The 25504-nt window shown below is 45.5% G+C and carries 25 protein-coding genes and 1 tRNA gene; 6 read left to right on the plus strand and 20 right to left on the minus strand.

Annotation, left to right across the window (positions count from 1 at the left end; genetic code table 11):
- Positions 1-16 precede the first annotated feature (16 nt).
- The 5 genes from ppk1 to FLB61_RS09900 all read right to left on the minus strand — a co-directional run bounded on the left by ppk1 (position 17) and on the right by FLB61_RS09900 (position 5958).
- Positions 17-2125: a polyphosphate kinase 1 gene (gene ppk1, locus FLB61_RS09880; protein WP_221920038.1), complete on the minus strand. Its 2109-nt coding sequence runs from the start codon at positions 2123-2125 to the stop codon at positions 17-19.
- Positions 2126-2243: 118 nt separating this feature from the next.
- Entirely contained in the window at positions 2244-3329 is a 1086-nt protein-coding gene (asd, locus tag FLB61_RS09885) for an aspartate-semialdehyde dehydrogenase (RefSeq protein ID WP_087203123.1), read from the minus strand.
- A gap of 13 nt (positions 3330-3342) precedes the next feature.
- A complete protein-coding gene (gene argH, locus FLB61_RS09890; RefSeq protein WP_221920039.1) occupies positions 3343-4722 on the minus strand; it encodes an argininosuccinate lyase in 1380 nt (459 codons plus the stop codon).
- A 47-nt stretch (positions 4723-4769) separates the two neighbouring features.
- Positions 4770-5432 (minus strand): epoxyqueuosine reductase QueH, encoded by a 663-nt coding sequence (locus FLB61_RS09895; RefSeq protein WP_221920040.1) that lies wholly within the window; start codon positions 5430-5432, stop codon positions 4770-4772.
- A 58-nt stretch (positions 5433-5490) separates the two neighbouring features.
- Entirely contained in the window at positions 5491-5958 is a 468-nt protein-coding gene (locus tag FLB61_RS09900) for a DUF3990 domain-containing protein (protein WP_221920041.1), read from the minus strand.
- A gap of 151 nt (positions 5959-6109) precedes the next feature.
- Between FLB61_RS09900 and FLB61_RS09905 the strand changes: the two genes are divergently transcribed.
- Together FLB61_RS09905 and FLB61_RS09910 are read left to right on the plus strand one after the other, a co-directional pair.
- Positions 6110-6898, plus strand: coding sequence for an ABC transporter ATP-binding protein (locus FLB61_RS09905; protein WP_221920042.1), 789 nt, complete (start codon positions 6110-6112; stop codon positions 6896-6898).
- Positions 6879-7694 (plus strand): ABC transporter permease, encoded by an 816-nt coding sequence (locus tag FLB61_RS09910; RefSeq protein ID WP_221920043.1) that lies wholly within the window; start codon positions 6879-6881, stop codon positions 7692-7694. The genes FLB61_RS09905 and FLB61_RS09910 overlap by 20 nt, the downstream gene beginning before the upstream one ends.
- A 52-nt stretch (positions 7695-7746) precedes the next feature.
- Here FLB61_RS09910 and FLB61_RS09915 read toward each other — a convergent pair whose 3' ends face one another.
- Positions 7747-9546 (minus strand): GH25 family lysozyme, encoded by a 1800-nt coding sequence (locus tag FLB61_RS09915; protein ID WP_221920044.1) that lies wholly within the window; start codon positions 9544-9546, stop codon positions 7747-7749.
- Between the two features lie 250 nt (positions 9547-9796).
- On the opposite strand from FLB61_RS09915, the gene FLB61_RS09920 reads away from it, so the two are divergent.
- Genes FLB61_RS09920 through FLB61_RS09930 form a run of 3 tightly spaced genes read left to right on the plus strand, consistent with a single transcriptional unit; the run spans position 9797 to position 11409 of the window.
- Positions 9797-10147, plus strand: a complete 351-nt coding sequence (locus FLB61_RS09920; protein WP_221920045.1) for a hypothetical protein — start codon at positions 9797-9799, stop codon at positions 10145-10147.
- Positions 10148-10160: 13 nt separating this feature from the next.
- Entirely contained in the window at positions 10161-10646 is a 486-nt protein-coding gene (locus FLB61_RS09925; protein WP_221920046.1) for an RNA polymerase sigma factor, read from the plus strand.
- Positions 10636-11409, plus strand: coding sequence for an anti-sigma-I factor RsgI family protein (locus tag FLB61_RS09930; RefSeq protein WP_204244143.1), 774 nt, complete (start codon positions 10636-10638; stop codon positions 11407-11409). Before FLB61_RS09925 ends, FLB61_RS09930 begins: the two co-directional genes overlap by 11 nt.
- 28 nt (positions 11410-11437) lie before the next feature.
- Here FLB61_RS09930 and FLB61_RS09935 read toward each other — a convergent pair whose 3' ends face one another.
- The 6 genes from FLB61_RS09935 to FLB61_RS09960 all read right to left on the minus strand — a co-directional run bounded on the left by FLB61_RS09935 (position 11438) and on the right by FLB61_RS09960 (position 17274).
- On the minus strand, positions 11438-12379 hold the full coding sequence (locus tag FLB61_RS09935) for a hypothetical protein (RefSeq protein WP_221920047.1): 942 nt from the start codon (positions 12377-12379) through the stop codon (positions 11438-11440).
- 187 nt (positions 12380-12566) lie between these two features.
- Positions 12567-12639 (minus strand) — tRNA-Thr (locus FLB61_RS09940).
- Between the two features lie 184 nt (positions 12640-12823).
- Entirely contained in the window at positions 12824-13030 is a 207-nt protein-coding gene (locus FLB61_RS09945) for an alpha/beta-type small acid-soluble spore protein (protein WP_024732362.1), read from the minus strand.
- A 53-nt stretch (positions 13031-13083) separates the two neighbouring features.
- The gene (gene recG / locus FLB61_RS09950; RefSeq protein WP_330625584.1) at positions 13084-15156 is read right to left on the minus strand and encodes an ATP-dependent DNA helicase RecG; all 2073 of its coding nucleotides are present in this window, start codon (positions 15154-15156) and stop codon (positions 13084-13086) included.
- A 75-nt stretch (positions 15157-15231) separates the two neighbouring features.
- Positions 15232-16896 (minus strand): DAK2 domain-containing protein, encoded by a 1665-nt coding sequence (locus FLB61_RS09955; protein ID WP_221920049.1) that lies wholly within the window; start codon positions 16894-16896, stop codon positions 15232-15234.
- Between the two features lie 18 nt (positions 16897-16914).
- Positions 16915-17274 (minus strand): Asp23/Gls24 family envelope stress response protein, encoded by a 360-nt coding sequence (locus FLB61_RS09960; protein ID WP_087203005.1) that lies wholly within the window; start codon positions 17272-17274, stop codon positions 16915-16917.
- A gap of 237 nt (positions 17275-17511) precedes the next feature.
- Here FLB61_RS09960 and rpmB point away from each other — a divergent pair, with 237 nt between their 5' ends.
- Positions 17512-17697, plus strand: a complete 186-nt coding sequence (gene rpmB / locus FLB61_RS09965; protein WP_087203004.1) for a 50S ribosomal protein L28 — start codon at positions 17512-17514, stop codon at positions 17695-17697.
- Positions 17698-17772: 75 nt separating this feature from the next.
- Here rpmB and FLB61_RS09970 read toward each other — a convergent pair whose 3' ends face one another.
- The 8 genes from FLB61_RS09970 to FLB61_RS10005 all read right to left on the minus strand — a co-directional run bounded on the left by FLB61_RS09970 (position 17773) and on the right by FLB61_RS10005 (position 25492).
- A complete protein-coding gene (locus tag FLB61_RS09970; protein ID WP_204244073.1) occupies positions 17773-17910 on the minus strand; it encodes a hypothetical protein in 138 nt (45 codons plus the stop codon).
- Between the two features lie 62 nt (positions 17911-17972).
- Entirely contained in the window at positions 17973-18368 is a 396-nt protein-coding gene (locus FLB61_RS09975; protein WP_087203003.1) for a GerW family sporulation protein, read from the minus strand.
- A complete protein-coding gene (locus tag FLB61_RS09980) occupies positions 18355-19341 on the minus strand; it encodes a DUF2953 domain-containing protein (protein ID WP_087212138.1) in 987 nt (328 codons plus the stop codon). Before FLB61_RS09980 ends, FLB61_RS09975 begins: the two co-directional genes overlap by 14 nt.
- Before the next feature lie 3 nt (positions 19342-19344).
- On the minus strand, positions 19345-19662 hold the full coding sequence (locus FLB61_RS09985; protein WP_087212141.1) for a hypothetical protein: 318 nt from the start codon (positions 19660-19662) through the stop codon (positions 19345-19347).
- A gap of 10 nt (positions 19663-19672) precedes the next feature.
- On the minus strand, positions 19673-21013 hold the full coding sequence (locus FLB61_RS09990; RefSeq protein WP_405121565.1) for a peptidoglycan D,D-transpeptidase FtsI family protein: 1341 nt from the start codon (positions 21011-21013) through the stop codon (positions 19673-19675).
- 136 nt (positions 21014-21149) lie between these two features.
- Entirely contained in the window at positions 21150-22613 is a 1464-nt protein-coding gene (locus FLB61_RS09995) for an FtsW/RodA/SpoVE family cell cycle protein (protein WP_221920050.1), read from the minus strand.
- Between the two features lie 8 nt (positions 22614-22621).
- Positions 22622-25030, minus strand: a complete 2409-nt coding sequence (locus tag FLB61_RS10000) for a peptidase U32 family protein (RefSeq protein ID WP_221920051.1) — start codon at positions 25028-25030, stop codon at positions 22622-22624.
- A 48-nt stretch (positions 25031-25078) separates the two neighbouring features.
- On the minus strand, positions 25079-25492 hold the full coding sequence (locus FLB61_RS10005; protein WP_087202998.1) for a cell division protein ZapA: 414 nt from the start codon (positions 25490-25492) through the stop codon (positions 25079-25081).
- Positions 25493-25504: the final 12 nt, after the last annotated feature.

A 25504-nucleotide genomic window follows, 5' to 3' on the forward strand; every position in this document is an offset into this window, starting at 1 on the left:
TCCGCCAGTTCTCTCCTTATCTATGCAGGATTCCGAGGATCTTCTCTTTAAGCGACGGTTTCTGAGCCGCAGGCTTCGGAGTAACGGCCCGAAGCGCCTCATGCATGAACACATCCTGGGAATCTATTCTTCTGTCCCCCTGCTCCTTTTTCCGGTAAATACCGTCTGAGCCGAGACTCCGGGCTTTGAGATTATCTTTCAGCATGACATCCAGCATGTGGTTCAGCCGGTTTCGAATGTTCGTATCATAAACCGGACAGGCCACTTCCACACGTTTTTCTGTGTTCCGCGTCATCATGTCCGCAGAACCGATATAAATTTTCTCCCCGCTTCCTTTTCCGAAAGCAAAAATGCGTGGATGCTCAAGAAATCTTCCCACGATGCTCGTGACATGCACATTATCCGTATACCCTTTTACTCCCGGAAGTATACAGCATATTCCTCTTACAATCAAGTCTACCTTTACCCCGGCGCGGCTTGCCTGGGAAATCTTCTGGATGAAATCCACGTCCGTGACAGAATTCATCTTCATAATGATTCTTCCGTTCTCGCCCTTTTTCGTTTCCTCATCGATGAGAGCAAGCACCTTTTTCTTCAGGCTGATCGGAGATACGATCAGACGTTCGTAGCTTCCGCTCAAATTTCCGATAGACATATTCTGGAAAAAGACTGCTGCGTCCTGCCCAATCTCCTGGTTTGCCGTCATAAGACAGACGTCTGTATACATAGCTGCCGTCTTTTCATTGTAGTTTCCGGTTCCTACCTGGGTAATATACTGATATCCGTTTCGTGCCTTATATGTAATGAGACAGATCTTGGAATGCACTTTATAACCTTCAAATCCATAGATTACACGGCATCCTGCATCTTCCAGCCGTTCCGACCAGTCGATGTTGTTCTGCTCGTCAAAGCGAGCCCGAAGCTCGATAAGCACTGTTACCTCTTTGCCGTTTTCCGCTGCCGCACAAAGGTACTCCACAAGACGGGCTTTTTTCGCCAGTCTGTAGATCGTGATCTTGATCGTGACGACTGATGGATCCGTACTTGCCTCTTTGATAAGTTTCAGGAATGGTTCCATAGATTCGTACGGATAGGAAAGCATGATATCTTTCTTTTTGATCTGTTTCATAATGCTTGTGCTGCTGTCCACCATAGCTGCAGGCTGCGGAGAAAATGGTTCATATACAAGCGCTCTTTTCATGCTCTCCGGTATTTTGTCGGCTACCGAAAAGATATAGGACAGTTTCAGCGGCATTTTTGTCCGGAAAATCTGCTTCGGTGTGATCTTAAATTTCTCACAAAAATACTTCTCCATCTCTGAATTCAGTGTCTCTGCTGTCTCCAGCCTGACAACTGCCATTCTGCGGCGCTTGCTGAGTGTTTTTTTCATCAGGAGTCTGAAATCGTCGTTGATGTCCAAAGATTCATCATCCGGGGAAATGTCCGCATTTCTTGTTACACAAATATAGTTTTTATTGGACACTTCGTATTTCGGGAAGATCAGCTCCATATATTCCACAAGGATCTTCTCCATTCGGATATAACGGATATCATGTCCCGGCAAGTACAGAATATCCGAAATATACTGCGGCACCGGAACAATTCCAAGCATCTTCTGTCCGTCTCTCTTTAAGTCCGCCACCGCATAGATCTCTTTGTTTAAAAGATGAGGGAATGGATGGTTGGCATCCACAATTTGCGGAGAAAGTACCGGCAAAATCTGCTCTTTGAAATATTTTTTTACATACTTCTTCTCCATCGCCTCCAGCTCTTTGAAAGACAGACCGCATATTCCGTACGGACTGAGCTGCTTTTTGATATCCGAATATGTCTTATCTCGTTCCTTGTAAAGAGGCGCCACCTCTTCGTAAATCCTGTCCAGCTGCTGCTGAGGCGTAAGTCCTGAACGCTTGTCGATGTTCTGTTCTTTCATGAACGACATGTCGTAGAGACTTCCCACACGAATCATAAAAAATTCATCCAGATTACTCGTAAAGATCGCCACAAACTTCAGTCGCTCCATCAGAGGGACATCCGTATCCTGTGCCTCCTCAAGCACTCTCTTGTTGAATTTCAGCCACGACAGTTCTCTGTTTTGGGTATAATTCAGCATTTCGTTATCCATAACCCCTTGCTCCTTTTCCTATCGGTAATAACTTTTTTCTACGTCCATTTTACACGCTTTGTCCCCGAGATGCAATGAGGGACGGCGTATTTGTACATACCCGTCCCTTTTCCATATCTTATTTCGCCTGAATAAATCCTTTTGCTGTCAATGTCTCTGCGCAGAGGATAGCTCCTCCCGCCGCACCTCTTACTGTATTGTGTGACAAGCCTACAAACTTGTAATCAAAAAGCGTATCTTCTCTCAGACGTCCCACTGAAATTCCCATTCCATTTTCAAAATCTACATCCAGTTTTACCTGCGGGCGATTGTCTTCTTCCAGATACTGGATGAACTGTTTCGGTGCACTCGGAAGTGAAAGTTCCTGTGGAAGCCCTTTGAATGTCACAAGCTTTTCGATGAGCTCTTCTTTCGTTGGTTTCTTCCTAAAATTAACAAAGACTGCTGCCGTATGTCCGTCCAATACAGGCACTCGAATACACTGTGTTGTGATGAGAGGACTCGTGGCCTTTTCAATTTTTCCGTCCACTACTTTCCCCCAGATTCTAAGAGGTTCCTGCTCACTTTTTTCTTCCTCTCCGCCGATATACGGAATAATGTTTTCTACCATTTCCGGCCAATCGTGAAATGTCTTTCCTGCGCCCGAAATTGCCTGATACGTCGTCGCAACAACCTGTGTCGGTTCAAATTCTTTCCACGCTGTGAGTACCGGAGCGTAGCTTTGGATGGAACAGTTTGGTTTTACTGCTACAAAACCTCTTGTCGTACCGAGACGCTTTTTCTGTGCTTCGATCACATCAAAATGTTCCGGGTTTACTTCCGGGATGACCATCGGTACATCCGGCGTCCAGCGATGTGCACTGTTATTTGATACGACCGGAGTCTCTGTCTTTGCATAGGCATCCTCTATCGCACGGATTTCTTCTTTTGTCATATCGACAGCGCTGAAAACAAAGTCCACAGTGGATGCTACTTCTTCCACTTCGTTGACATTATGTACGATGAGTTTTTTAACCCCTTCCGGCATCGGTTTTGCCATTTTCCAGCGGTCTCCAACAGCCTCCTCGTATGTCTTTCCTGCGGATCGCGGGCTTGCTGCCACAGTTACCACTTCATACCACGGATGATCTTCCAGAAGAGAGATAAACCTCTGTCCTACCATCCCAGTTGCCCCTAAAATTCCAACTCTCAATTTCTTTTCCATGTTGTCTGTCCTCCTAGTCTCTTTCCAATTCTTCTCTATATATACGGATTGCCTCCTGCATAGCTTCCATGCCCGGAGCCCCTTTTGTCAGGCGCTTGCCCACACATGTCTCCATGCTGATTGCCTCGTAGATATCCTTCTCAAACACCTGACTTGCCTCTTTGTATTCTTCCATACTCAGATCATCCAGCGCACATCCTTTCTCTATACAAAGAAGGACAAGTCTTCCGATAATGCCATGGGCATCCCGAAACGGTACGCCGCGGTTAACGAGATAGTCTGCCGCATCTGTGGCATTGGTAAAACCTTTTTTCGCACTTTCTTCCATTACACTATTCTGAAATTTCATCGTAGCGATCATACCGGTGAAAAGCGGAAGACACGTCTGCACTGTATCGATGGCGTCGAATGCCATTTCCTTATCTTCCTGCATATCCTTATTATACGCAAGCGGTATCCCCTTCATCGTCGTAAGAAGCGACATCAGCGCTCCGTATACACGTCCAGTCTTTCCTCTGACAAGTTCCGCAATATCCGGGTTCTTCTTCTGCGGCATGATACTGCTTCCGGTACTGTAGGCATCATCAATCTCTACAAAACGGTATTCATTGGAATTCCAAAGGATGATCTCCTCAGAAAATCGGCTCAGATGCATCATAATTGTGGAAAGTGCCGCCAGATATTCAATCAGATAGTCCCTGTCAGACACAGAATCCATGCTGTTGAGCGTGGCCCCGGCAAACCCGAGAAGTTCTGCTGTGTACTCCCTGTCCAGCGGATACGTTGTCCCGGCAAGCGCTCCGCTTCCAAGAGGACAGACATTCATACGTCTGTAAATGTCTGAAAGTCTCGTACGGTCTCGCCTGAACATCTCATAATACGCCCCCATATGGTGGGCAAGTGTGATCGGCTGCGCTTTCTGCAGATGGGTAAATCCAGGCATATATGTACTCAGATTTCCCTCCATGATCGCAAGCAGCTCCTGAAGAAGATCTTTCAAAAGTCCGTCCGTCCTTTTTACTTCTTCTCTTACATACAGCTTCATATCCAAAGCCACCTGATCGTTTCGGCTTCTTCCGGTATGCAGCTTCTTCCCGGCATCTCCTATCCTTTCAATGAGATTTGCCTCCACAAAACTGTGAATGTCCTCGTACTGGTTTGTGATCGGAAGCCTGCCGCCCTCCACATCTTCTAAAATACTGTCGAGACCGGAAAGGATCGCTTCCACTTCCTCCTGAGTCAAAATCCCCTGCTTTCCGAGCATTTTTACATGTGCCCGGCTGCCTTCTATATCTTGTCTGTAAAGGCGCTTATCAAACCCGATCGATGCATTAAAATCGTACACCATCTGGTCGGTCTCTTTCGTAAAGCGCCCGCCCCATAACTGTGCCATATCATTTCTCCGTTCCTTTGTAATTTAATGCAGTAAACTATTAAAATTTAATTTACCAAATTTTTTTCTGTTTGTAAAGCTTTTCTTCGGTCTCTTTTGGAAAACACACATCCGCAGTAGTCCTGTCTGTACATCCCATATTCCCCGGAAAGTTCTACTGAGCGCTTATACCCGTTTTTCTTTTTAAAATCGGAAAAAAGATAAGAGACCCCTTCTTCTTCCTGGATCTTTTCTCCGATTTCATTTAGTTTCGCTGCATTTTTCATCGGACTGATACTGAGAGTAGTCGTAAAAAGGTCAAACCCTCTCTTTCTTGCCTCCTGGGCCGTCTTTCTAAGCCGCATTTCGTAACACCGAAAACAACGTTCTCCTCCTTCCGGAATCTGTTCCATCCCTTTTGCCATCTCAAAAAAGGAGGACGCATCGTATTCTCCTTCCAGAAACTCTACTGGATGGAGAAAGCTTTCGTTCATTTGTGTGATCAAACGTCTCTGTTCAGCGGCACGCTTATCGTATTCCTCTCTCTCAGTAATATTTGGGTTATAATAAAATACCGTAATATGAAAATACTGTGACAGGTATTCCATGACATAACTGCTGCACGGTCCGCAGCAACTGTGCAGCAAAAGTGACGGCACTCGTCCTTCAGCCTGCAGCATTTCAAGATACCGATCCAGTTCTTTTTGATAATTTCTCTTCTGATTTTGCATCCCTTTTGATTCACTCCTCTTCATTTTCACTTAGGCTACATGTATAGAATAAGCATTGTTATTTCGGATTCCCATATGCAATCTCACTTCCAATAAAGTTTAATGTATCCAGCGCTCTTACCGTGTGGAAACTGATTTGATACACAGGATTCACGAACCTGACAAGTTCCCAGAACGCTGTCTTTGAAATTTTTTCATCTATAAAATTCTGCGTATAATTATAGATCTTATCGTCCATCATCGGTCCTTCCACAATATCATATGGATGTGACTGTCCGTTTCTGCATGCCACTATAAAATCCAGCCACTCTTCAGTCATGCCATTAAAAATCAGACAGTTCAGCTTATCATTCGGAATATATGCATACTTGTTTACATAACTATTCTCTCCATATCGCAACGCGGATCTTTTTGCCCGTTCCTTACATCGTGTGCAGTAAAAGCCGAAATAAAAGTCTTTATTAAATTTTTCTTTTCTGATTCCCGGATATTCTACAATTTGCCTGCTGCCGTGATATAGAATCATTATATCTCTCCCTTTACAAAAGCAATTTGGGCTTGTATGTGCACTATAACATGCCTTCTAAACAAATACAATATACTTTAAACACTATCAAAAATTCACATCTTTTTTCCTGTCAACATACATTATGGTATACACATCTGGAGGTTGCAATATGGAAAAAATACTGGAATTAAAACATATAAGCCACGCATACCACACGCCAAAAGGGGAAACTCCGGCCCTTCAGGACATCTCTTTTTCCGTCGGCAAAGGAGAATTCATCGCCATTGTCGGGCCTTCCGGCTGCGGTAAATCCACGCTTCTTTCCCTGATTGCCGGCCTTCTGAAACCGGAAAGCGGAGAGATCATGCTCCATGGGATGCCGGTCATAGACTGTACGGAAAAGATCGGGTATATGCTCCAGCGGGATGAGCTTCTGGAATGGAGATCCATCTTCAGAAACGTCCTTCTTGGCCCGGAGATCCGCGGCACATTGTCAGCCGATACGAAGGAGAAAGCCCATGATCTTCTTGCCGCATACGGCCTTGGGCAATTCGAGCACTCCCGGCCTTCTGAACTTTCAGGAGGAATGCGGCAAAGAGCGGCTCTTGTGAGAACCTTGATTTTGAATCCGGAAATCCTTCTTCTGGATGAGCCTTTTTCCGCTTTGGACTATCAGACCCGCTTAAATGTCAGCGACGACATCGGACAGATCATCCGCAAGGAACAGACAACCGCAATCCTCGTAACTCACGATCTTTCGGAAGCTATCAGTCTGGCAGACAGGATCCTTGTCCTCTCCAGACGTCCGGCAGTGATCAAATATGAACTGAAGCTTGAGTTTTCCTCTCTTGGCACTTCGGATGACACTCCGCTGAATCGCCGTAATGCGGCAGAATTTAAGACCTATTTTAATCTTATCTGGAAGGAGTTGAACCAAGATGAAAGATCCAGCTACTAATGTTTCCCCCGGGCAGTCTGCCTTTCTTCATTCTCAAAAGAAAAGCCGCCAGTTTATCTTGGCGGCGCGGATCTTCCTCTTTGTATTTTTTCTGGCGGCATGGGAATGGACGGCAAGCAAAGAAATCATCGACTCATTCATCTTCAGCAGTCCTTCAAAGATTACAGCTTGTTTCCTTTCTATGGCTGCTGACAAAAGCATCTTCCCTCATCTGGGAGTAACTTTGTACGAGACGATCGTCAGTTTCCTTTTGGTTACAATCATCAGTATTATGTCTGCTGTGCTTTTGTGGTTTTCCAGGCGTCTCTCAGCCATCCTGGAACCGTACCTGGTAGTTCTGAACAGTCTGCCTAAATCTGCACTCGCCCCTCTGCTCATCGTCTGGCTTGGTGCAGACCGGACGACGATCATCGTGGCTGGCATGTCTGTAGCTATATTCGGAAGTATTATGACGCTGTACACATGTTTTACCGGAGCGGATGGGAATAAAATCAAACTGATCTATACGCTGCACGGAAATTCCTTCCATGCCCTTTCCAAAGTTGTTCTCCCATCCTCCGTTCCTACTATCATCAGCACGATGAAAGTAAATATCGGGCTTTGCCTTGTAGGTGTCGTCATAGGAGAATTTCTGGCGGCAAAGGAGGGGCTTGGATATCTCATCATCTATTCCAGCCAGGTCTTTAAAATGGATTGGCTTTTGATGAGCATTGTGCTTCTTTGTATCATGGCCATGCTGCTCTACCAGATCATCTCTCTTTTGGAAAAACTATGCCGAAAATATTTCACTGCATAAAACAGGGGCAAAGCCCAAAGACTTTGCCCCAAAATCATTCTTTTCCCTGTTTTTACTGTTGCTCCAAGCAAGGTTCCTTTGTACTTCCTGGTGCAGGGAGTCCTTTTTTTACAAGGACAACCTGGACGGCCTCGATCCGTTTGCTCATCCCTGTGGTCCCAGCTGATTCGCCGTTTTTCGCCCAGTCAAGCCAGCCATATGTCTGCACATGGGTTCTGTAGTACACATCGTAGTTGGCCGCCATATCTCCTGTCAGGCGGATCTGGATTGCTTCCACTCGTTTACTTTCTCCTTCTGTCCCAGCCAGTTCGCCGTTCTTTGCCCAGTCAAGCCAACCGTACGTCTGCACATGCGCCTTGTATTCGATGTCCCCGGCGTACTCCTGCCTTGCAAGACGGATCTTCAGTGCTTCCATACGCTTTGATTCCCCTGTCACTCCTCCGATCGCACCGTCCGATACTTCCGAAACCCAGCCGTACGTCTGCACGTGAGGCTGATAAGCGACACTGGCCAGTGCATTTTTGTCGAGGTACGCGTTTGCAGTACTTCCCGGCGCTTCGGAATTTTTCGGGACCATCTTTACCTGGATGGCTTCCATCTGTCTGCTGTATCCGCTTGACCCAGATGATTCGCCGTTCTTCGCCCAGCCAAGCCATCCGTATCCCTGCACATAAGCCCGGTAATAAAGGTCAAAATTTTCTGCCAGCTGTCCGGTCAGTTTAAGCTCTACCGCTTCCACGCGTTTGCTCTCCCCTTCTGTGCCAGCCAATTCGCCGTTCTTTGCCCAGTCAAGCCAACCGTACGTCTGCACATGGGTTCTGTACTGGATATCTCCTTCATACTCCTGGTTGAGAAGACGTATTTTCAGCGCCTCCATACGCTTGCCGATGACTCCCGCCTGTTTGCCGTCTGTGACATCCGGCATCCATCCATATGTCTGTACATGGGCAGATACGGAAACCCGATTTTGGATCTGCTCAATCGGATCCGTCATCCAGAAATTCAGATCCACATTTCCGTTGATCCCATCTACACTTCCCTCATTTGTACACTGCCACATATCGTACGGTTTTTCATATCCACAAGTTGGATTGTAGCGCGCCACCCATTTTGACCAGCCTGAATTATCGAAAACCGGATCTGTGAGCCTCGTGGTCCACCAGTTGTAATTGGCATAAATTCCCACCTCGTAACCTGCCTCCGATATCATATCGCAGTACGTCTTTGCAATCTGTCCGATGGTCGCGTTGTCCACAGATGCAGTCGTATCGTCTTCCAGATCATAATACACCGGGTATGTCGGCTGATGCCCCTCCAGAAGACGCAGCGTATGTTCTGCCTCGCTGACAGCATCTGCTGTATTTACAGAATAGGAATAGAGATATACGCCGTACGGGATGCCAAGTCTTTCACACTCGGACACATTGTATTCCCAGTATTTGTCATCTCCGCCCTCAGCGCCTCCGCCGTATCCGCAGCGCAGGATGGCGAAATCGATGCCGTCCGCCTTGACCTTTTCCCAGTCGATCTGTACCTGATAGTGACTGACATCGATCCCTTTTCTCGTGGCTCCTTCAATAATAGCGCCCACATTGTTCCTGTAGTACCCGTCTACTTTTTCCCATGCATACTCATACTCGTCTGCATAGAGGGCCGGCATGTCAATGGGCTGCCCGTCTTTGTAACGGAAACTGTTTTCTTTCCGCTCCTGCACCTGCGTATCTTCTTTATCAGAAAGTTCTGTCTGCACATCGCCTGCTGCGCTGCTTACGACACGCGGCAAAGTGATGCTTCCTGCGGCAATACAGACGCTCAGGAAAATACCGGCCATCTTATGAATTTTTCTTTTCATTGCTGCTCATTCCTTTCTATGATTCATATTTCATCATTTTCCCACTTCATGATGGTAGTACACCCAGGAACTTTTGTCAACTTTTTGCACGAAATGTGATAAAATGAAAACAGCCGCAGGAAAATTTTTATTTGGAAAAGATTTTCGGGAAAAAGCAAAAATTTTTTCTAAAAGTGAATGGATTCGGATGTTTCAATCGTATTATAGATAAAATCAGGAATACCTGTCAAAAGAAGAGGAGGAATCATAAATGAATAAAACACCAAAAAAAATCTTAGCTATTGTTGTCGCAGCTGTATCCGTTGTATCCATTGGAGCAATCAGCTCATTTGCGGCTGGTTCCGGATATGAGAGCAAAAAGAATTTTTCCGATACCAATCAAGATGGCATTTGTGACTATGTCGGAGAAGACTGCCACTATTTGGATACCGATAACAATGGTATCTGTGATAACTACGGGACGTGCCAAAATAACAGCATTTCTCAGGCCAATCACTGTAAGAATTATGTGGACGCCGATAACAATGGCATATGTGACAATCAATCCCACTCACATAATGCAGGTCAGAGAAACAGGGCTCGGTGTAGAGGAAACAGATAGCAGGTGACAAGGAATGCGGAACGAGCAAGATGTAAATAGGGCGATCGAACAATATTCCAATCTGGTTCGGCGGCTTTGCATGATACATCTAAAGAATTATGCAGACACCGAGGACATATTTCAAACTGTTTTTTTGAAATATGCCCTCAGTTCTGTTTCGTTTGAAAACAAAGAGTATGAGAAATCCTGGTTTATTCGTGTCACGATCAACGCCTGCAAAGACTTGCTCAAAAGTTTTTTCCATAGCCGGACTACATCGCTGAATCAAGTTATGGAGCAGGCTGCATATCTCCCTCCGGATCACAGGGAGGTTCTGGAAGCCGTCCTCTCTCTCCCCAAAAAGTACAGAGATATCGTATACCTGTATTATTACGAGGAATATACCGCTCCCGAAATCAGCAGTATTTTGGGGAAAAATGTGAATACGGTGTACACGCTCCTGACGCGATCCAAAAATCTGCTCCGCGAAAAGCTTGGAGGTGATGGATATGAAATATAGACTGAAAGAAACTTTTGATCAGATAAAGGCTGAAGAAGAGTTGAAAAACAGGACAAAAGTCTTCGTTTCTGAAAAGATCCAAAACGATACTTCTTCAAAAGCGGGAACGGCCGGCCGTTCGATCCGTCGCCTTGCCCCTGTGTTTGTATGTATGGCAATCCTTTTGATTGGAAGTTACTGGCTTTATTTTACTCCAGCCTGGCAGATCAGTATCGATATAAATCCCTCTATAGAAATAAGTATGAATCGATTAAACAAAGTCATATCTGTAAAAAGCTACAATGAGGATGGTGCAGAACTGGCTGATCTTCTGGATGTCAAATACAAAAATTACGCTGAAGCAATCTGTCAGATATTGGAAAACGACGATATTGCAGCCTTATTATCAAATGACGAAATTTTGATGATCGGAGTTATTGGCAATGACGAAACCCAGTCTTCCAAAATACTTGCCGATATCGAATCCCTGGCGGAAGGAAAAAAGAACACCTACTGCTATTGCGTCCACTCAGACGAGGTGTCCGAAGCCCACAAAATGGGCCTTTCCTATGGAAAATACAAAGCCTTTTTAGATTTGCGGGCGTTGGATCCAGACATCACTGCCGATGACATGCGGGACATGACGATGAGAGAGATTCAGGACTTGATCGATGAACTATCCGGCAGTCAGGACAACGCGGCAGAAAAAACCGGCGACACCGACAGCAATACGCACCACCACACAGGCAAAAAACATAGAAATTCCTACAAAGGCGGCGAATAAAAGGGTGCAAAAATATGCTGCACCCTTTTCAAAGCTGTAGGACCAGCTGCTCCATTTCGTTTTCTTTCATCGTCTGTTCTGTAGCCATCTCCCCATACATACGTTTCAGCTGTTCCAGGACATTCTGGATCTGAAAACAAGTGAACTGGGCTCTTTCCCTTGACTTTTTGATTTTGTCATAGACAAGCCAATCTGTAAACAGTCCGTCGAAAAAATAATCTGCAAAATGAAGGAAGCTGCCGATCTCTACCTGAATATCTCCTGTAATTCGTTCTGTGACATCCGAAAGCTCCGTCCGAAAGCTGTGCAGCGCTGTCTGCAGCTCTTGTGTTTTAGCCTGTACCTGTTTGATATGATCATGTTTCATAAGATCTGTCACAAGACCGCCCCCGAACAAATCTACCGTACTCCAGCTTTTGGCGCTGTCCAGGCTTTTCAAAATCTGGCTGGCTACAGAAAGCGCTTTCTCTCCCGCCTCCAGGGCCTCCTCGACCTCTTTTTTCTGATGCTGTAAAAATATCAGGCGTCTTTCGATTTCTGCAATTTTTTCTGCTCCCGGTATTTCTGCATTTTTTATCTGTTCCTTCTTCTTTTCCAGCATTTTTTGATATTCTGCTTCACAGTTCTGAAGCTGAAGTGCCTTTCTCTCATAATAGGCGATATCTCCGTCTATCGCTCTGAGTGCATTCTCAGCTGCTTCATATTTTACCGCGGCGGCATACGCTTCTTCCTCTTCTTTTGTCATTTTTTCTCCTATTTTTCCGGTTGCTCTGTAGAAAAAAGCCGAAAGGCTTTTTGCGTTCAGTCGGTCTACATCTTTCTTTTCCTGCAGCATGATTTCTTTCAAATTTTGGGCTTTCGTTTCCATCTCTTTTCGCTGAACATAAAGGTCCTTCAATTTTGTATCTGTTTTCTTTTTTTCCATAACATCATGGTAAAGTCTCTGAAGCTCTTCATTGTAAAAATTCATACTTTTCCCTCTTTTCCATTTTTCTGTGCAGCCATTGGGTTTTCTGTTATTATAACATTTTGTCTTTGGGCTGTCATTTCTTTGTGTATAATCCTTTCGTTCCCATAATAAGGCGAAAGGCAGAAGACTTTCCTGCAGAAAAAAAAACACCACAGTCTTTTTTCAAGACTGCGGTGTTTTCTTAGTAAGCCGGAAATCGGACTTGAACCGACGACCCCTTCATTACGAGTGAAGTGCTCTACCGACTGAGCTATTCCGGCCTGTGCTGTATTTTCTCAGAATATGAATGTTGCTGTGACAGCCACAAATACTATTATATACATTTTTCTGGAAAATGCAACAACTTTTTTTATTTTTTTGTTTCGCATCAACAAACAGAAAGCAGATCACTTTTAAAAAATGATCTGCCCCCTGTTCTTTATTTTTCTTCCGTTCTAAATGGAGTTATTTACCTGCCATCTGTCTTTCCTGCTCTTCGATCATTTTCTTGACCATATAGCCACCTACAGAACCGTTCTGTCTGGAAGTAAGATCTCCGTTGTATCCGTCTGTTAACGGAACACCAAGTTCGCTTGCTACCTCATATTTGAATTTGTCTAAAGCACCTTTCGCTTCTGGTACAGCTGCTTTATTAGATGAACGATTTGTCATGATAATGTCCTCCTTTATCGTCTTGTGTTTTTGTGTGTAACTATTTGTTACAGTCATAGTATATGGACATTTTCATGATTTACTCTGGAAAAAACAGGGATTTCTTCCGCTTCCGGCATCTGTGCTGCCTCGGATGCATTTTGCAGGATTTTTGCGTCCTGAAAAATATCGCCCAGCTTAAATTCCAAAAGTCCGCTCTGACGGATTCCAAACAAATCGCCCGGTCCTCTAAGTTTCAGATCTTCCGATGCGATATAGAACCCATCGTTGGAATGATTCAATATGGAAAGTCGTTTTTTCGTCTCTTTTGTTTTTGAAGCACTCATGAAAATGCAGTACGATTGATGTCTGCCCCGGCCGACCCGGCCTCTGAGCTGATGAAGCTGGGCAAGCCCGAACCGCTCTGCATTTTCCACCATCATGACCGTCGCATTCGGCACATTGATCCCCACTTCAATGACGGTGGTTGACACAAGAACCTGTATCTCATTTCTCGCAAAACGTTCCATGATGTCGTCTTTTTCAGCTTGTTTCATTTTTCCGTGCAGACAAGATACCGAAATGCCGTTTCCAAGCTCTTCGGCCAGCATAGCCGAATAATCGGTAACATTTTCCGCCTCCAGGGCTTCGCTTTCTTCCACCATCGGACAGATCACGTAGCACTGGCGCCCTTCTTCCACCTGGTTTTTGATAAACCGGTATGCTGTCTTGCGGTAGCCGGTATCCACCACACAGTTTTTGATAGGATGCCTGTTCTTTGGAAGCTCGTCGATCACAGACAGATCCATATCTCCATACAGGATGATAGCAAGGGTGCGCGGAATCGGAGTGGCGCTCATGACAAGAATGTGCGGCATCATTCCTTTTTTGGCCAGCGCTTCCCTTTGGCGCACTCCAAATCGGTGCTGCTCATCCGTGATGACAAGGCCAAGATTTTTATAACTTACTTTTTCCTGTATAAGGGCGTGCGTTCCGATGATCAGATCAGCCTTACCGCTTTCGATCCTTTCATACGCCTCACGCTTTTCTTTCGCTTTCATAGACCCGGTCAAGAGTTCCACCTGGAATGGAATATCGTATTTCCCGAACATTTGGGCGATGGATTCATAATGCTGCTTTGCCAACACTTCGGTCGGTGCCATCATCGCTCCCTGATACCCGTTATAGACAGCTTCCAGAAGCGCCAGCACCGCCACAATCGTCTTTCCGGATCCAACATCGCCCTGCACGAGGCGTGACATCGCATACGGTCCTCCCATATTTTCTCTTATCTCTTCCCAGACTTTTTTCTGGGCTCCTGTCAGTTCAAAAGGAAGTTTTGTAAGAAACGCATCGACCTCTTCTTTTCTCTTTACAGGGCAAGTGTTGCTGGTATGCTCCTTTTTTTCCTTCAGCTTTCTGATTGCCAAAACAAATTCCAGAAACTCTTCGAAAACAAGCCTCTCCCTTGCCAGGATAAACATCTCTTTATTTGCCGGGAAGTGGATTCCCCGAATGGCATAATTGTATTCGCAAAGATGATATTTTTTTCTGATAGCGTCCGGGAGCGTCTCTTTTTTCAGGTTTAGCTGTGAAAGTGCCTCCCGGACCGCTTTAATGACAGTCTGATTGGAAATACCTGCCGTCAGGGGGTAGAGTGGCTGCATTGTATTTCGCTTTTCCTCATATTTTTCTGCCGGAGCGAATAATTCCGGATGTTCCATGAGAAGAACGCCTTTCCGATTCACTATCCTTCCTCTCACAACAACACTGCTGCCGCTTTTCAGAGTATTTCGAAGAAATGGCATGCGGAACCAGACGACCTTTAAAGTCCCTGTCAGATCTTTGATAAACGCTGTCGTAACTTGCATCTTCCGGTTCGGAGAAACCTGAACACTTCCCCATACGCTGCCTTTAACTGCCATCACTTTCCCCTCCAACACTTCGCCTGCAGGGACCGGATCTTCATAAATATCATATCCTCGAGGACAGCAGCGCAGAAGATCTCCCACAGTCTCGATGCCCATATTTCGGAAAAGCTTTTCTGTTTTTTCTCCTATACCTTTAATTTCTCTTATTTTTGAATCTTCATTCATCTTCTTTTCTGCTCTTTCCTGTCTGCTTTTTGCGCTGTCAGGCGACTGTATTTCCTACATGCAAAGCGGAATGACAGTTTTCTGCCACTCCGCTGATGGTCCGTATATTGGTTGCTCTGCATGTTTTTATTCCACAGACATCACATAATAATAGATAGGTTGTCCTCCAAAATGCGCGTCTACATCCAGCTCAGAGTATTCTTCTTCGACATCGGAGATGAACGCTTCGGCTTCTTCTTCCGTCACGTCTTCTCCATAATAAATGCTGATCAGTTCGGAATCTTCTCCGACCATATTTCTCAGCGTCTCTTTAGCTGTCTCAGTGATGGAAGTACCGACTGCGAGAATACCGGCATCGCCGATTCCCATGATATCTCCCTCGTGGATTTCTTTATTGTCAATTTTCGTGTCGCGCACAGCATAGGTAACCTGGCCGGTCTGCACTGATTTCACAGCTTCCAGCATCGTCTCTTCATTCGTATCCACATCTGCTTCCGGAATATAATTGATCACAGCTGTGATCCCCTGAGGAACAGTTTTTGTCGGGATAACGATAATATCTTTATCTTTTGTGAGAGAACGCGCCTGATTTGCCGCAAGAACGATGTTCTTGTTGTTCGGAAGAATGAAAATCGTGGACGCATTTACATTGTCGATCGCTGTCAGCATATCATCTGTACTTGGGTTCATCGTCTGTCCGCCCTCGATAATGTAATCTACACCAAGTTCACGGAAAATCTCGTTTAATCCCTCTCCGATGGACACTGCGATAAAACCGACTTTTTTCTGCGGCGCTTTTTTCTTCTCCGCTGCTTTTGTCTCTTCAGCCTTCTTCTGCGCATCTTTGATCAGTCGTTCGTGATGCTCTTCTCTCATATTGTCAATCTTCATCTTTGTAAGCTGACCATATGTCAGAGCCTTCTGGATGGCAAGCCCCGGATCATTCGTGTGGACATGGATTTTGACTACCTCATCGTCCGCCACGCACACGATGGAATCGCCTATGGATTCAAGGTACGCTTTGAACTCGCTTTCATCACTTTCGGTAAACTCTTTTTCCGCCATGATAATGAATTCCGTGCAGTAGCCGAATTTGATATCTGCCTCCGCTGCCGGAGCAGCAGAAACTTTTCCCTGGACACTTGCCGGTTCGATAGATGTATAATCGATCTCTTTTCCGAGGAAGGCGTCATAAGCCCCTCTCAGTACTTCCAAAAGTCCCTGCCCGCCGGAATCTACAACTCCCGCTTCCTTTAATACCGGGAGCATCTCCGGCGTCTGATCAAGCACTTCCGCTGCATATTCAAGAACCTGCGGGAAAATCTCTGCCAGATCATCAGTCTCAAATGCAAGTTCCTCTGCCTTGTCTGCGATGCCTTTGGCCACTGTCAGGATCGTTCCTTCCTTCGGTTTCATGACTGCTTTATATGCAGTCTCCGTGGCACGTCTGCAAGCTGATGCAATTCCCGCCGCATCAATCTCATCCTCGTCCTGAATGGCCTTTGTAAAGCCACGGAGAAGCTGAGACAGGATAACCCCCGAATTCCCTCTGGCTCCTCTCAGTGATCCTCCTGAAATCGCTTTTGCCAGCTCCTTCATTCCCGGATTGGAAAGAGCTCTTACCTCTTTTGCAGCTGACATAATCGTCATGGACATATTCGTCCCTGTATCTCCGTCCGGAACCGGAAATACATTCAGTTCGTTGATATATTCTTTCTTTGCTTCTATATTCTGCGCGCCTGCCAAAAACATCTTGGCGAGCATTTCTACATTGATCGTATTTATAGCCACCTCAAAGTTCCTCCTGTACTAATCGATTACCCGAACGCCTTCGATGTAAATATTGATCTTATCTACCGGCATGCCGGAAAACTCTTCAACCTTATATTTTACATTGCTGATCAGGTTGTCCGTAACCGCTGAAATACTGACCCCGTATGCCACAATGATATGGAAGCCAAGCCGGATCCTATTGTCATCTGTAATTTCCACATGGATTCCGTGGGTTAAGCTGTCTTTCTTCAGTAATCTCACAAGGCCGTCTTTCACATTCACTGCCGCCATGCCGACGATACCGAAACACTCCACCGCAACTGACCCTGCATATTTGGCGATCACTTCCGGAGAAATCGTGATGATGCCAAGATCTGTACTCATACTGCCCTTCATATCCATTTACCTCCATTTTCTATATTCAAGTATTTTCCGCCGTTTACTCTGCTTTATTATACCTTGTTTTCCTGCATTTTACAACTGATTCCGTTCAGGTTATACGCAAAGCCGCAAAAAAATATTTGAAAACACGAAAGAAATGCTTGCATTTCTCATTTCTATCTGATAAGATGAATAGTGTTGTGAGTCCTTTCATTATATAAAGGACGAGTAAGAGCGTTAGGAGGTGTAGTCATGGCTAAATGTGCTATTTGTGAAAAGGGTGCTCATTTCGGAAATAATGTCAGCCACTCTCATAGAAAAACACCAAAAATGTGGAAATCCAATGTGAAATCTGTTCGCGTTAAGACAGAAGGCGGAGCAAAAAGAATGTATGTATGTACATCTTGCTTAAAGTCTGGCAGAGTAGAAAGAGCATAAGTTATTTTTACATGTATGAAACCAGGATTTGATCCTGGTTTTTTTCATGTCTTCCACTCTTTTTTCTTCCCATACTCAGCAGCAAAACAGACAGTATCCGAGAACAATACAAAGGACGAGGATACAGATTTCTGCAAAAAGATTGGGCAGGAACATCATGAGAATCATTCCTGCTGCTATCATAAACAATGCAAATCCAAGAATTCTTTTCATCTTATCTCCTGCCCGCTTTTACTTAGTATTATATTATGCAGAACGTTGCTTTTTATGCATTTTTACTTGTCTTCTTTTCCTTCGTCCAGAATCTCGTTTACTTCTTTCTCTGTGACCGGATTCTCATTCTTTGTGCGGAACCTGTCTACCAGATCCGGCACCATATCGAGAATCTTCGTGATCGTATCCTGGTTTTTGATATTTACAAGACGTGTCGTACCATTCTGGATCACAAGGACTGCGCATGGAGTCATCTTCCCGCCAAGGCCTCCGGCGCCTTTTTCCCCTTTCTCTGCCGCAAAGGAACCTGCCCCGACGGTAAAGGATACATCCACCAGAGGAAGGATGATCGTATCTTTTACGTGGATTGCCTCCCCTACCACTGTCTTGGACGAGATCACATTGTCCATCCCGTGGAATAATGCTTCCATTGTTGATTTGAAATTACTTTCTGCCATTTGATTTTTCCTCCTTCTTCTGCTTTGGACTCTTGCGCATGCTCAGTATTTCTTTCACTATACTGCGGATATTCTTGTCCAGTATCAGCTTTATACCTGCCGCTGCCGCATGGTTCATCCGAATATGCCCCTTTATATGCAAATTGCCTTTTAATACCGCTTTTTCAAAATCCGGCACAATCTCCAGCCACTCCCCGAAAAACGGATAGATCATAGCAAGATATGCCAGCGTCTTGCCCGTATAATACGGATCGTCAAACCCAAATTCGATATTTCCACGGACAAATTTCGGTCTCCATGCTTTCAAAAAAGTAATGAAAACACGCTTTCCTTTTGAAAATGCTCTTCTGTGGACCTCATCTGAAAGAAACTCCGCTACTTTATCCTTTTTCTCTTCCAATGACTTTATCCTATCACAGATTTTGTGAAAAGTATATTGTATCTTATCAAAGAATTTTGGTTTTGCGGGATCTTTCTTTTTTTCTTCGGAAGGCTTTTCTTTTATTCTCTTTTCTTGTGCCTTGCCGCTGTCAGCCTTTTTTTCTTTTTCGGAAGTCTTTGTTTCTTTTTCAGAAGTCCGGATTACAGGTTGCTCTTCTTTCTTCTGTTCATGCTTCTCCTTTTCCAATGGCTTCTCCGGCAACCTGACTGGCTCTGGATCCGCTTTTTGTGCTGTATTCTCAGACGTATCCGTTTCTTTATCCTGCCCAAATCTCTTCCATGCGATTCTCGTTTCCCAGGCAAGCTTTCCATTGGCATATTGCATTTTAAACTGGATCAGCCGCAGAAAGTAGCTGATCCTCAGATATCCTTCCGCCTTCTCCCGGCAGGATATATCGCCGGATAGTTTCCCTTCGTACCGCACAGGTACAAACAGCACCGTCAATACTCCAAGGACAAGAAGTCCCAGAACAATGAGAAGCAATATCCCTATGATCTTTAAAATCCACAGCAATATATGTAGTATTATCATATCCTATCCCTGCCGCTCCAATAAATACTGTCTGATCCTGGCATCCCCTGTCTGGTCTGCCACCTCCTGCACAATCTCTCTTACCAGCTCCAGAGCCTGCTCATACCCTCTGGAAAATCCTGCCACGAGGACGTCCTTGTCTTTGTACCATTCCTGGAGAAGCATCCCGCTGTGAAAGATTTCCAGCTGATTCTCCTCCCTTTCCGGTATGCAGATCAGATACACCCGGAACTGGAAATCTTTTTCTTCCAGATGGCGGATGACTTCCGCTTCCTTCCCTTTTAGTTCCTCACTGACATATAATTTTTTCAAATACCGCATAGTATGACCTCTAATTATTATAGTAAGCCCGGAACACGCTTTTGGCCGTCTCCGTAGCGACATCTCCTGTCCTGTCAGAATTCTCGATGATGACCGCAAGCGCCACATCCGGATTCTCCACGTTGGAAAATCCGATGAACCAGGAGTGTGTCTTTTCTTTGTCCACACTGTACTCGCTTGTCCCAGTCTTTCCTGCCACTGTAAAATTCTGGCCGTTCAGCGTAGTTGCGGTGCCATATTCCACAACGCCTTGCATATATTCCGTAAGCTTCGCAGCTTCCTCCTGCGTCATCAGCTCTTCATATACTTCCGGAACATACTTTTCTGTCGTCTTTCCGTCTGCGCTTTCTACATGATCCACAAGATACGGCTGCATCAGTGTACCTCCGTTTGCGATGGCGGATGTGATCAGAGCCATATGGTACGGGCTTACCTGAAGTTTCCCCTGTCCAAAGGCTGTCATGGCAATGGCTGCATCCCCGTCTCCCTTTTTCAAATTAAACTTGCTCTCATTGTAGATCAGAGGACACGGAAGTTCAGAGTCAAACAAAAGCCCATCCGCGGTCGCTTTAAATTCATCAATATCCAGCTGAAGTCCGATATTGGAAAAGGAAGTATTGCAGGAATAAGCGAGGGAATCTGCCAGATCCACAGTTCCGTGGACTTCTCCGCCAAAACAGTGGATTTCATTCTTTCCTGCTGTTATCTCTCCCCTGCACCGGTAAGAATAATTCTCATAATCCGGATTTTGCCGCATAAATGCAAGTGCAGTGACGACTTTGAACGTCGATCCAGGTGCATACTGGCCTTGTGTAGCACGGTTTACAAGCACGCCTTCGGTATTCTGATTTAAGGTTTCCCAATCTGCCACGATCGTATTCGGGTCGAAGGTCGGTTTTGACACCATCGCCAGAATCTTTCCGGTGTCCGGCTCAATGGCAACGACCGCCCCTTTATTATTGCCCAAGGCATTATACGCCGCCTGCTGAAGATTGGTATCCAGCGTTGTGAACACATTGTCTCCCGGATTTCTCTGATCCCGGAACTCATTGACGATTCGGTCAAGGAAGGAAGCACTTGAATGGAGGAGCGTAAAATTTTCCGTAGACTCAAGTCCAGATTTCCCTTTTTCCGCATATCCGATAACATGGGCATAAAGATCGCCGTACGGATACTCCCTCGTCTGTGTTCCGTCTTCATTCTCTTTTGTCTGAGCCAGAATGTTGCCGTCTTTATCCCGGATCTCTCCTCGCTTTATCTGATCTGCATACAGATTCATTCTCGGATTTCTGGCGTCGTTTATGATATCTTTTCCTTGTACCACATTGTAGTAGGCGAAATGTCCGATCATTACCAAAAACAGGAGGACGAAAAAATAAGTAATCCATACATACTGTCGGTTAACCGCTCTTTTTTTCCGTATACGCCTTTTTTCTTCCTGCTGTTGTCTTCTTTTTTCCTCTTTTCCAGGCTTTTTTGGTGCCGGCTTACGTTCGCCGTATATTCTGCCGCCTGTCCTGAGGTTTTCTTCTTCCATTTCCCGCTGCAGTTCTCTTTGGAGCCCCCGTTCCATTTGTTCGAGGTCGTCCTGTCTGCTGCGCCTTCTGTCTCCTCTTTGCCCGTAATTCTTTCTGTCGTTCAATATCATCTTCCTCGTCTTCTCTTAAAATATACAGTCCCTGAATGATCGCAAACATGATGAGTGTACTCAAAAGGGAGCTTCCCCCGTAGCTTACAAGCGGGAGCGTTACCCCGGTAGACGGGATAAATTTTGTAACTCCTCCGATCGTCAGGAACACCTGAAAGATATAACACGTTCCAAGCCCAAGTGCCACCAGTTTGTAGAAACTGTCCTGAAGCTGCATGGCAATATTCAAAAACATAATATAACAGCTTACACAGATTAAAATAAGACAGATCGCCGTGATTCCTCCCAATTCCTCAGCAATCGCCGAAAAGATAAAATCTGTCGTCACAACCGGAATCTTATTCGGCATCCCCTGGCAAAGACCAAGCCCGAACCATCCCCCGGTTCCGATAGCAAAAAGCGACTGTACAATCTGGAACCCTGCCCCGTCGTACACAGCGAAAGGATCTTTCCATGCCACGACCCTCGTGCGCACATGGGCAAAAATATAGTAGCCTGCTACCGCCGCTGCGCTTCCTCCTGCCAGTCCTGCCAAAATATAAAGCGGCTGCCTTGTAGCCACATACAGCATTACCATATAGACAACAAATACGATCAGCGCCGCACCAAGGTCCTTGGAAGCCACAAGTATCAGGACATGTGCCGCCGCAACCACTGTCGTGATGACCACATTTTTAAATGTCGTGGACAGATAAAAGCTGGAAGCCACAAAAAATACGAATACGATCTTTACCAGCTCGGAAGGCTGGATATTGATCCCCGCCACTTCGAATCCAAGCAAGGCTCCATTGTCTCTTCGCCCCACCACGATCACAGCTGCCAGAGCTGCCACCCCCACGACACCGTAGAAGATTCTAAGCTTTGGGAGGAACTTTGCTTTCCGGATAATGACCGGAACAAACAAAGAAATTACCACCGATACAACCACGATCATAACCTGTTTGACCGCCCTGTCGTAAGAAAGTCTTGTCAGCATGATAAATCCAAGCGACAGCAGCATGCACATATTATTGACGACCAGCCTCGATACTTTTGGATAAAAAATGCTGTACAATAGGATGATGGCTCCAAGAAGCACGACCTGGACGACATAAAAAACAAGAATCTTTACTTCCTGTTGGTTTAAAAAGATCGTCAAAAACGCCAGAAAATGGATCATAAACATCCACATACTCTGTCTTCTGAGAATCCACATCTTTGTGTATGCGTCATGATAGCCAAACACCGAAAAACATTCGAATGTATAAATAACTATCATAATCAAAATCAGATATTTCGATATTTCCATTATAATATTAAACAATTTGTCACCTACTTTATTCCCCTTTTGAAGTGTCCGCGTGTATAGTCTTTGAAAGGCGCCTCGGACAGCGCTTTCGTCTCCCCTCTTAAGAATACATCTTCGTAAAGCTTCAGAACACGCTCCGTCTCTGCCCCCGGCTCCAATGTAAAGTGAAGCCTGAGCTTTCTGATTCCAATATCTTCTATCTCCTGCCTCGATTGAAGGAGCACAAGAGGAGCGGTATTATAAATTACATTATAACATGTATCACAGTAATTTTTTACATAAAATGTTTTCTGATAACGGTCTTTCATCTTTGTGATTACCGTTTTTCCGGTGCATCCTTTTGTCGTCTTCTGGATACACCCTGCGCTGATCATCATCGGGCAATATCCGTACACGACAAGTTCTTCTTCCCCGTCTGCTATCTCTTTCATCTCCATATCATTGAGTTCCAGCGGAAGCGTCATTTCCTGAAGTCCCTCTCCTCGCAGGAAATCCTCTGCACATCGGTTCATCGTATACAGATGATGATCTGCCTGTATCATTCCTTTCCATCCATTCCTCCGGAGATACTCGATAGATTCCAGATTCCGCACGAGCATTCCATCCCACGGGAAAGAAAAAAGTTCCTTCTTAACCGCATCGTACTGCCGCTCGGCACGTTCCCGAAAAATATGAGGAAATGCCAGATAGAACTCCGGTAATCTTCCTCTTTTCTGAGCCTGATCTCTCTGCTCTTTCAGCCATCTTATCGTGTCCGGCTGTCCGATCCCTCCATCCAGATGGCCATCTATATAGATTCTGCCAATCTGAGTGTTTCCAAGCACGGCCTCTGCCTGTTCCCGCGTCTCCACAAGCGCAGAGAGCGCAAATGCATCCCGTATAGTTTTTGACTCTTTTTTGAGAAATGCGCACCGTCTTGGCCTTTCCCTTCGGTATTTCTGAAGCACCGCTTCCCTGAATGCTTCCAGCGCCTCCCGCCGAAGTTCATTGATCGCCTGCATTGGGGCGAAAAGATCCCCTTCCATAGAAAGCGTAAAGTCTCGAATATCAAACTCCGTATTTCCGGTCTTCCGAAGCTGCTTTTCCACGCGTTTCCCGTCAAGAGGCTGCTTTTTCGCTGTCTCCGCAGTCATTCCTTCCACTTCCACTGTTGCCTCTCTGTCCGAAATCCGCAAGCGCATCGGCTCCCCTTCCTTCAGCCAGGCCGCTGCGCAGACCGGTCTTTTGAGCTGATCTTTTTTTAGCCGTTCCTGAATTTCTCCTATCAGAAAACTGTTTCTTGTCCTGTAAACGACTGTTCTTGGACGGATCTCCGTCCCTTTCGCCACAAGGATGGAAAACTGGCCGCCCTTTTGAACATCCTGCCCCATAGTCACGTTTTCTTTCTCTGAGATCTCGAGGATATCTCCTTTGTGAATCTGGGTTAAAGCTTTCAGAAGGACGCTTCTTCCTTTCTGACGCTCTGCACAGGCCGCCTGTATTCCCGCATGGTTTGGCCGATCAAGGGAAAGCATTTCTTTTCCATTTGCCATATGATAATATCCTGTACAACTTCCTCCTCGGTTATAGAGATCCATCAGTTTTTGCTTGTCTTCTTCTTCCACATGATAGCGCTCTTTCCCGTTTTTCAAATACAGATCCGTGTACTTCCGATACATAGAAGTAACTGCCGCCACATATTCCGGCTTTTTCATTCTGCCTTCGATCTTAAAGGAATCGATGCCTGCTTCCACAAACTCAGGGATCAGATCCAGAGTCATGATATCTTTCGGGCTCAGAAGGCACGATGGTCTTTTTTGTCCTTCTGCCTGATACCGCAGTCTGCAAGGCTGTGCACACTGCCCTCGATTGCCGCTTCTTCCTCCCAGCATACTGCTGAAAAGACATTGTCCGGAATAGGAATAGCAGAGGGCTCCATGTACGAAGCATTCGATCTCAAGTCCGGTCTCTTCCTTCATTCTGCGGATTTCTGAAAGAGACAGCTCCCTTGCAGGGACGATCCTCTCCACACCGTATTTTTTCAGCAGACTCGCTCCAAGGGCACTTGTCACTGCCATCTGTGTGCTGGCATGGACAGAAAGCTTTGGAAACTGCTCTCTCACAAACCGCAGCACCCCCAGATCCTGAACGATAACTGCATCCAGCCCATGTTCATAATAAGGTGCAAGATAGTCGTACAGTTTCGTCACCAGCTCCTTTTCTTTTAACAATGTATTGACGGTCAGATACAGCTTTTTCCCGTACAAATGCGCCTCCTGGATGGCCTGTATCAATTCTTCTTCCCGGAAATTCCCCGCATATGCCCGGGCGCCGAACAAGTCTCCTCCCGCATAGACCGCATCCGCGCCGGACAAGATCGCCGCCCGAAAGCTCTCATAACTTCCTGCCGGGGCGAGAATCTCCGTCTGTTTCCATTCTTTTCTTTCTTTCATATATCAATCCTGCCTTACTTTGAAAAAAGGCTGTCTTGTCCGACAGCCCTAATTCTTGCGATGATTTTTCATTTCTGTTTCCAGTTTCACAATCTTCATCTGAAGCTCTTTGTTTTCTTCTTTCAGCTTGTCAATTGCGCTCTCTGCATTTTCCAGCTTGATCTGTGCCGAAATAAGCTCATGTTTTAAGTCATACATTTCCTTGTCTTTCGCTTCAATATCGTCCTCCAGCACAGATGTCTGATCTTTTGCCTTGAAATAATCGTCCGCAATATTCAGCGAAAGAAGCAGGCTTCTCGTCTCCGCACTCTGTTTTTTATATCCCTCAGTCTCCATACACTCGGAGATCTTATGGTTCAAATACGTAGAAACTTTCTGAAGATATTCTTCACTTTCAAATCCGCTCAATGTAAAAACCTTGCCGCCGATCAGAACTTCGGTATAATTCTTTTGTACTGACATAAAACGCTTCCT

It is taken from the genome of Sellimonas caecigallum (assembly GCF_019754295.1).
In the GTDB taxonomy this organism is placed as follows: domain Bacteria; phylum Bacillota; class Clostridia; order Lachnospirales; family Lachnospiraceae; genus Sellimonas; species Sellimonas caecigallum.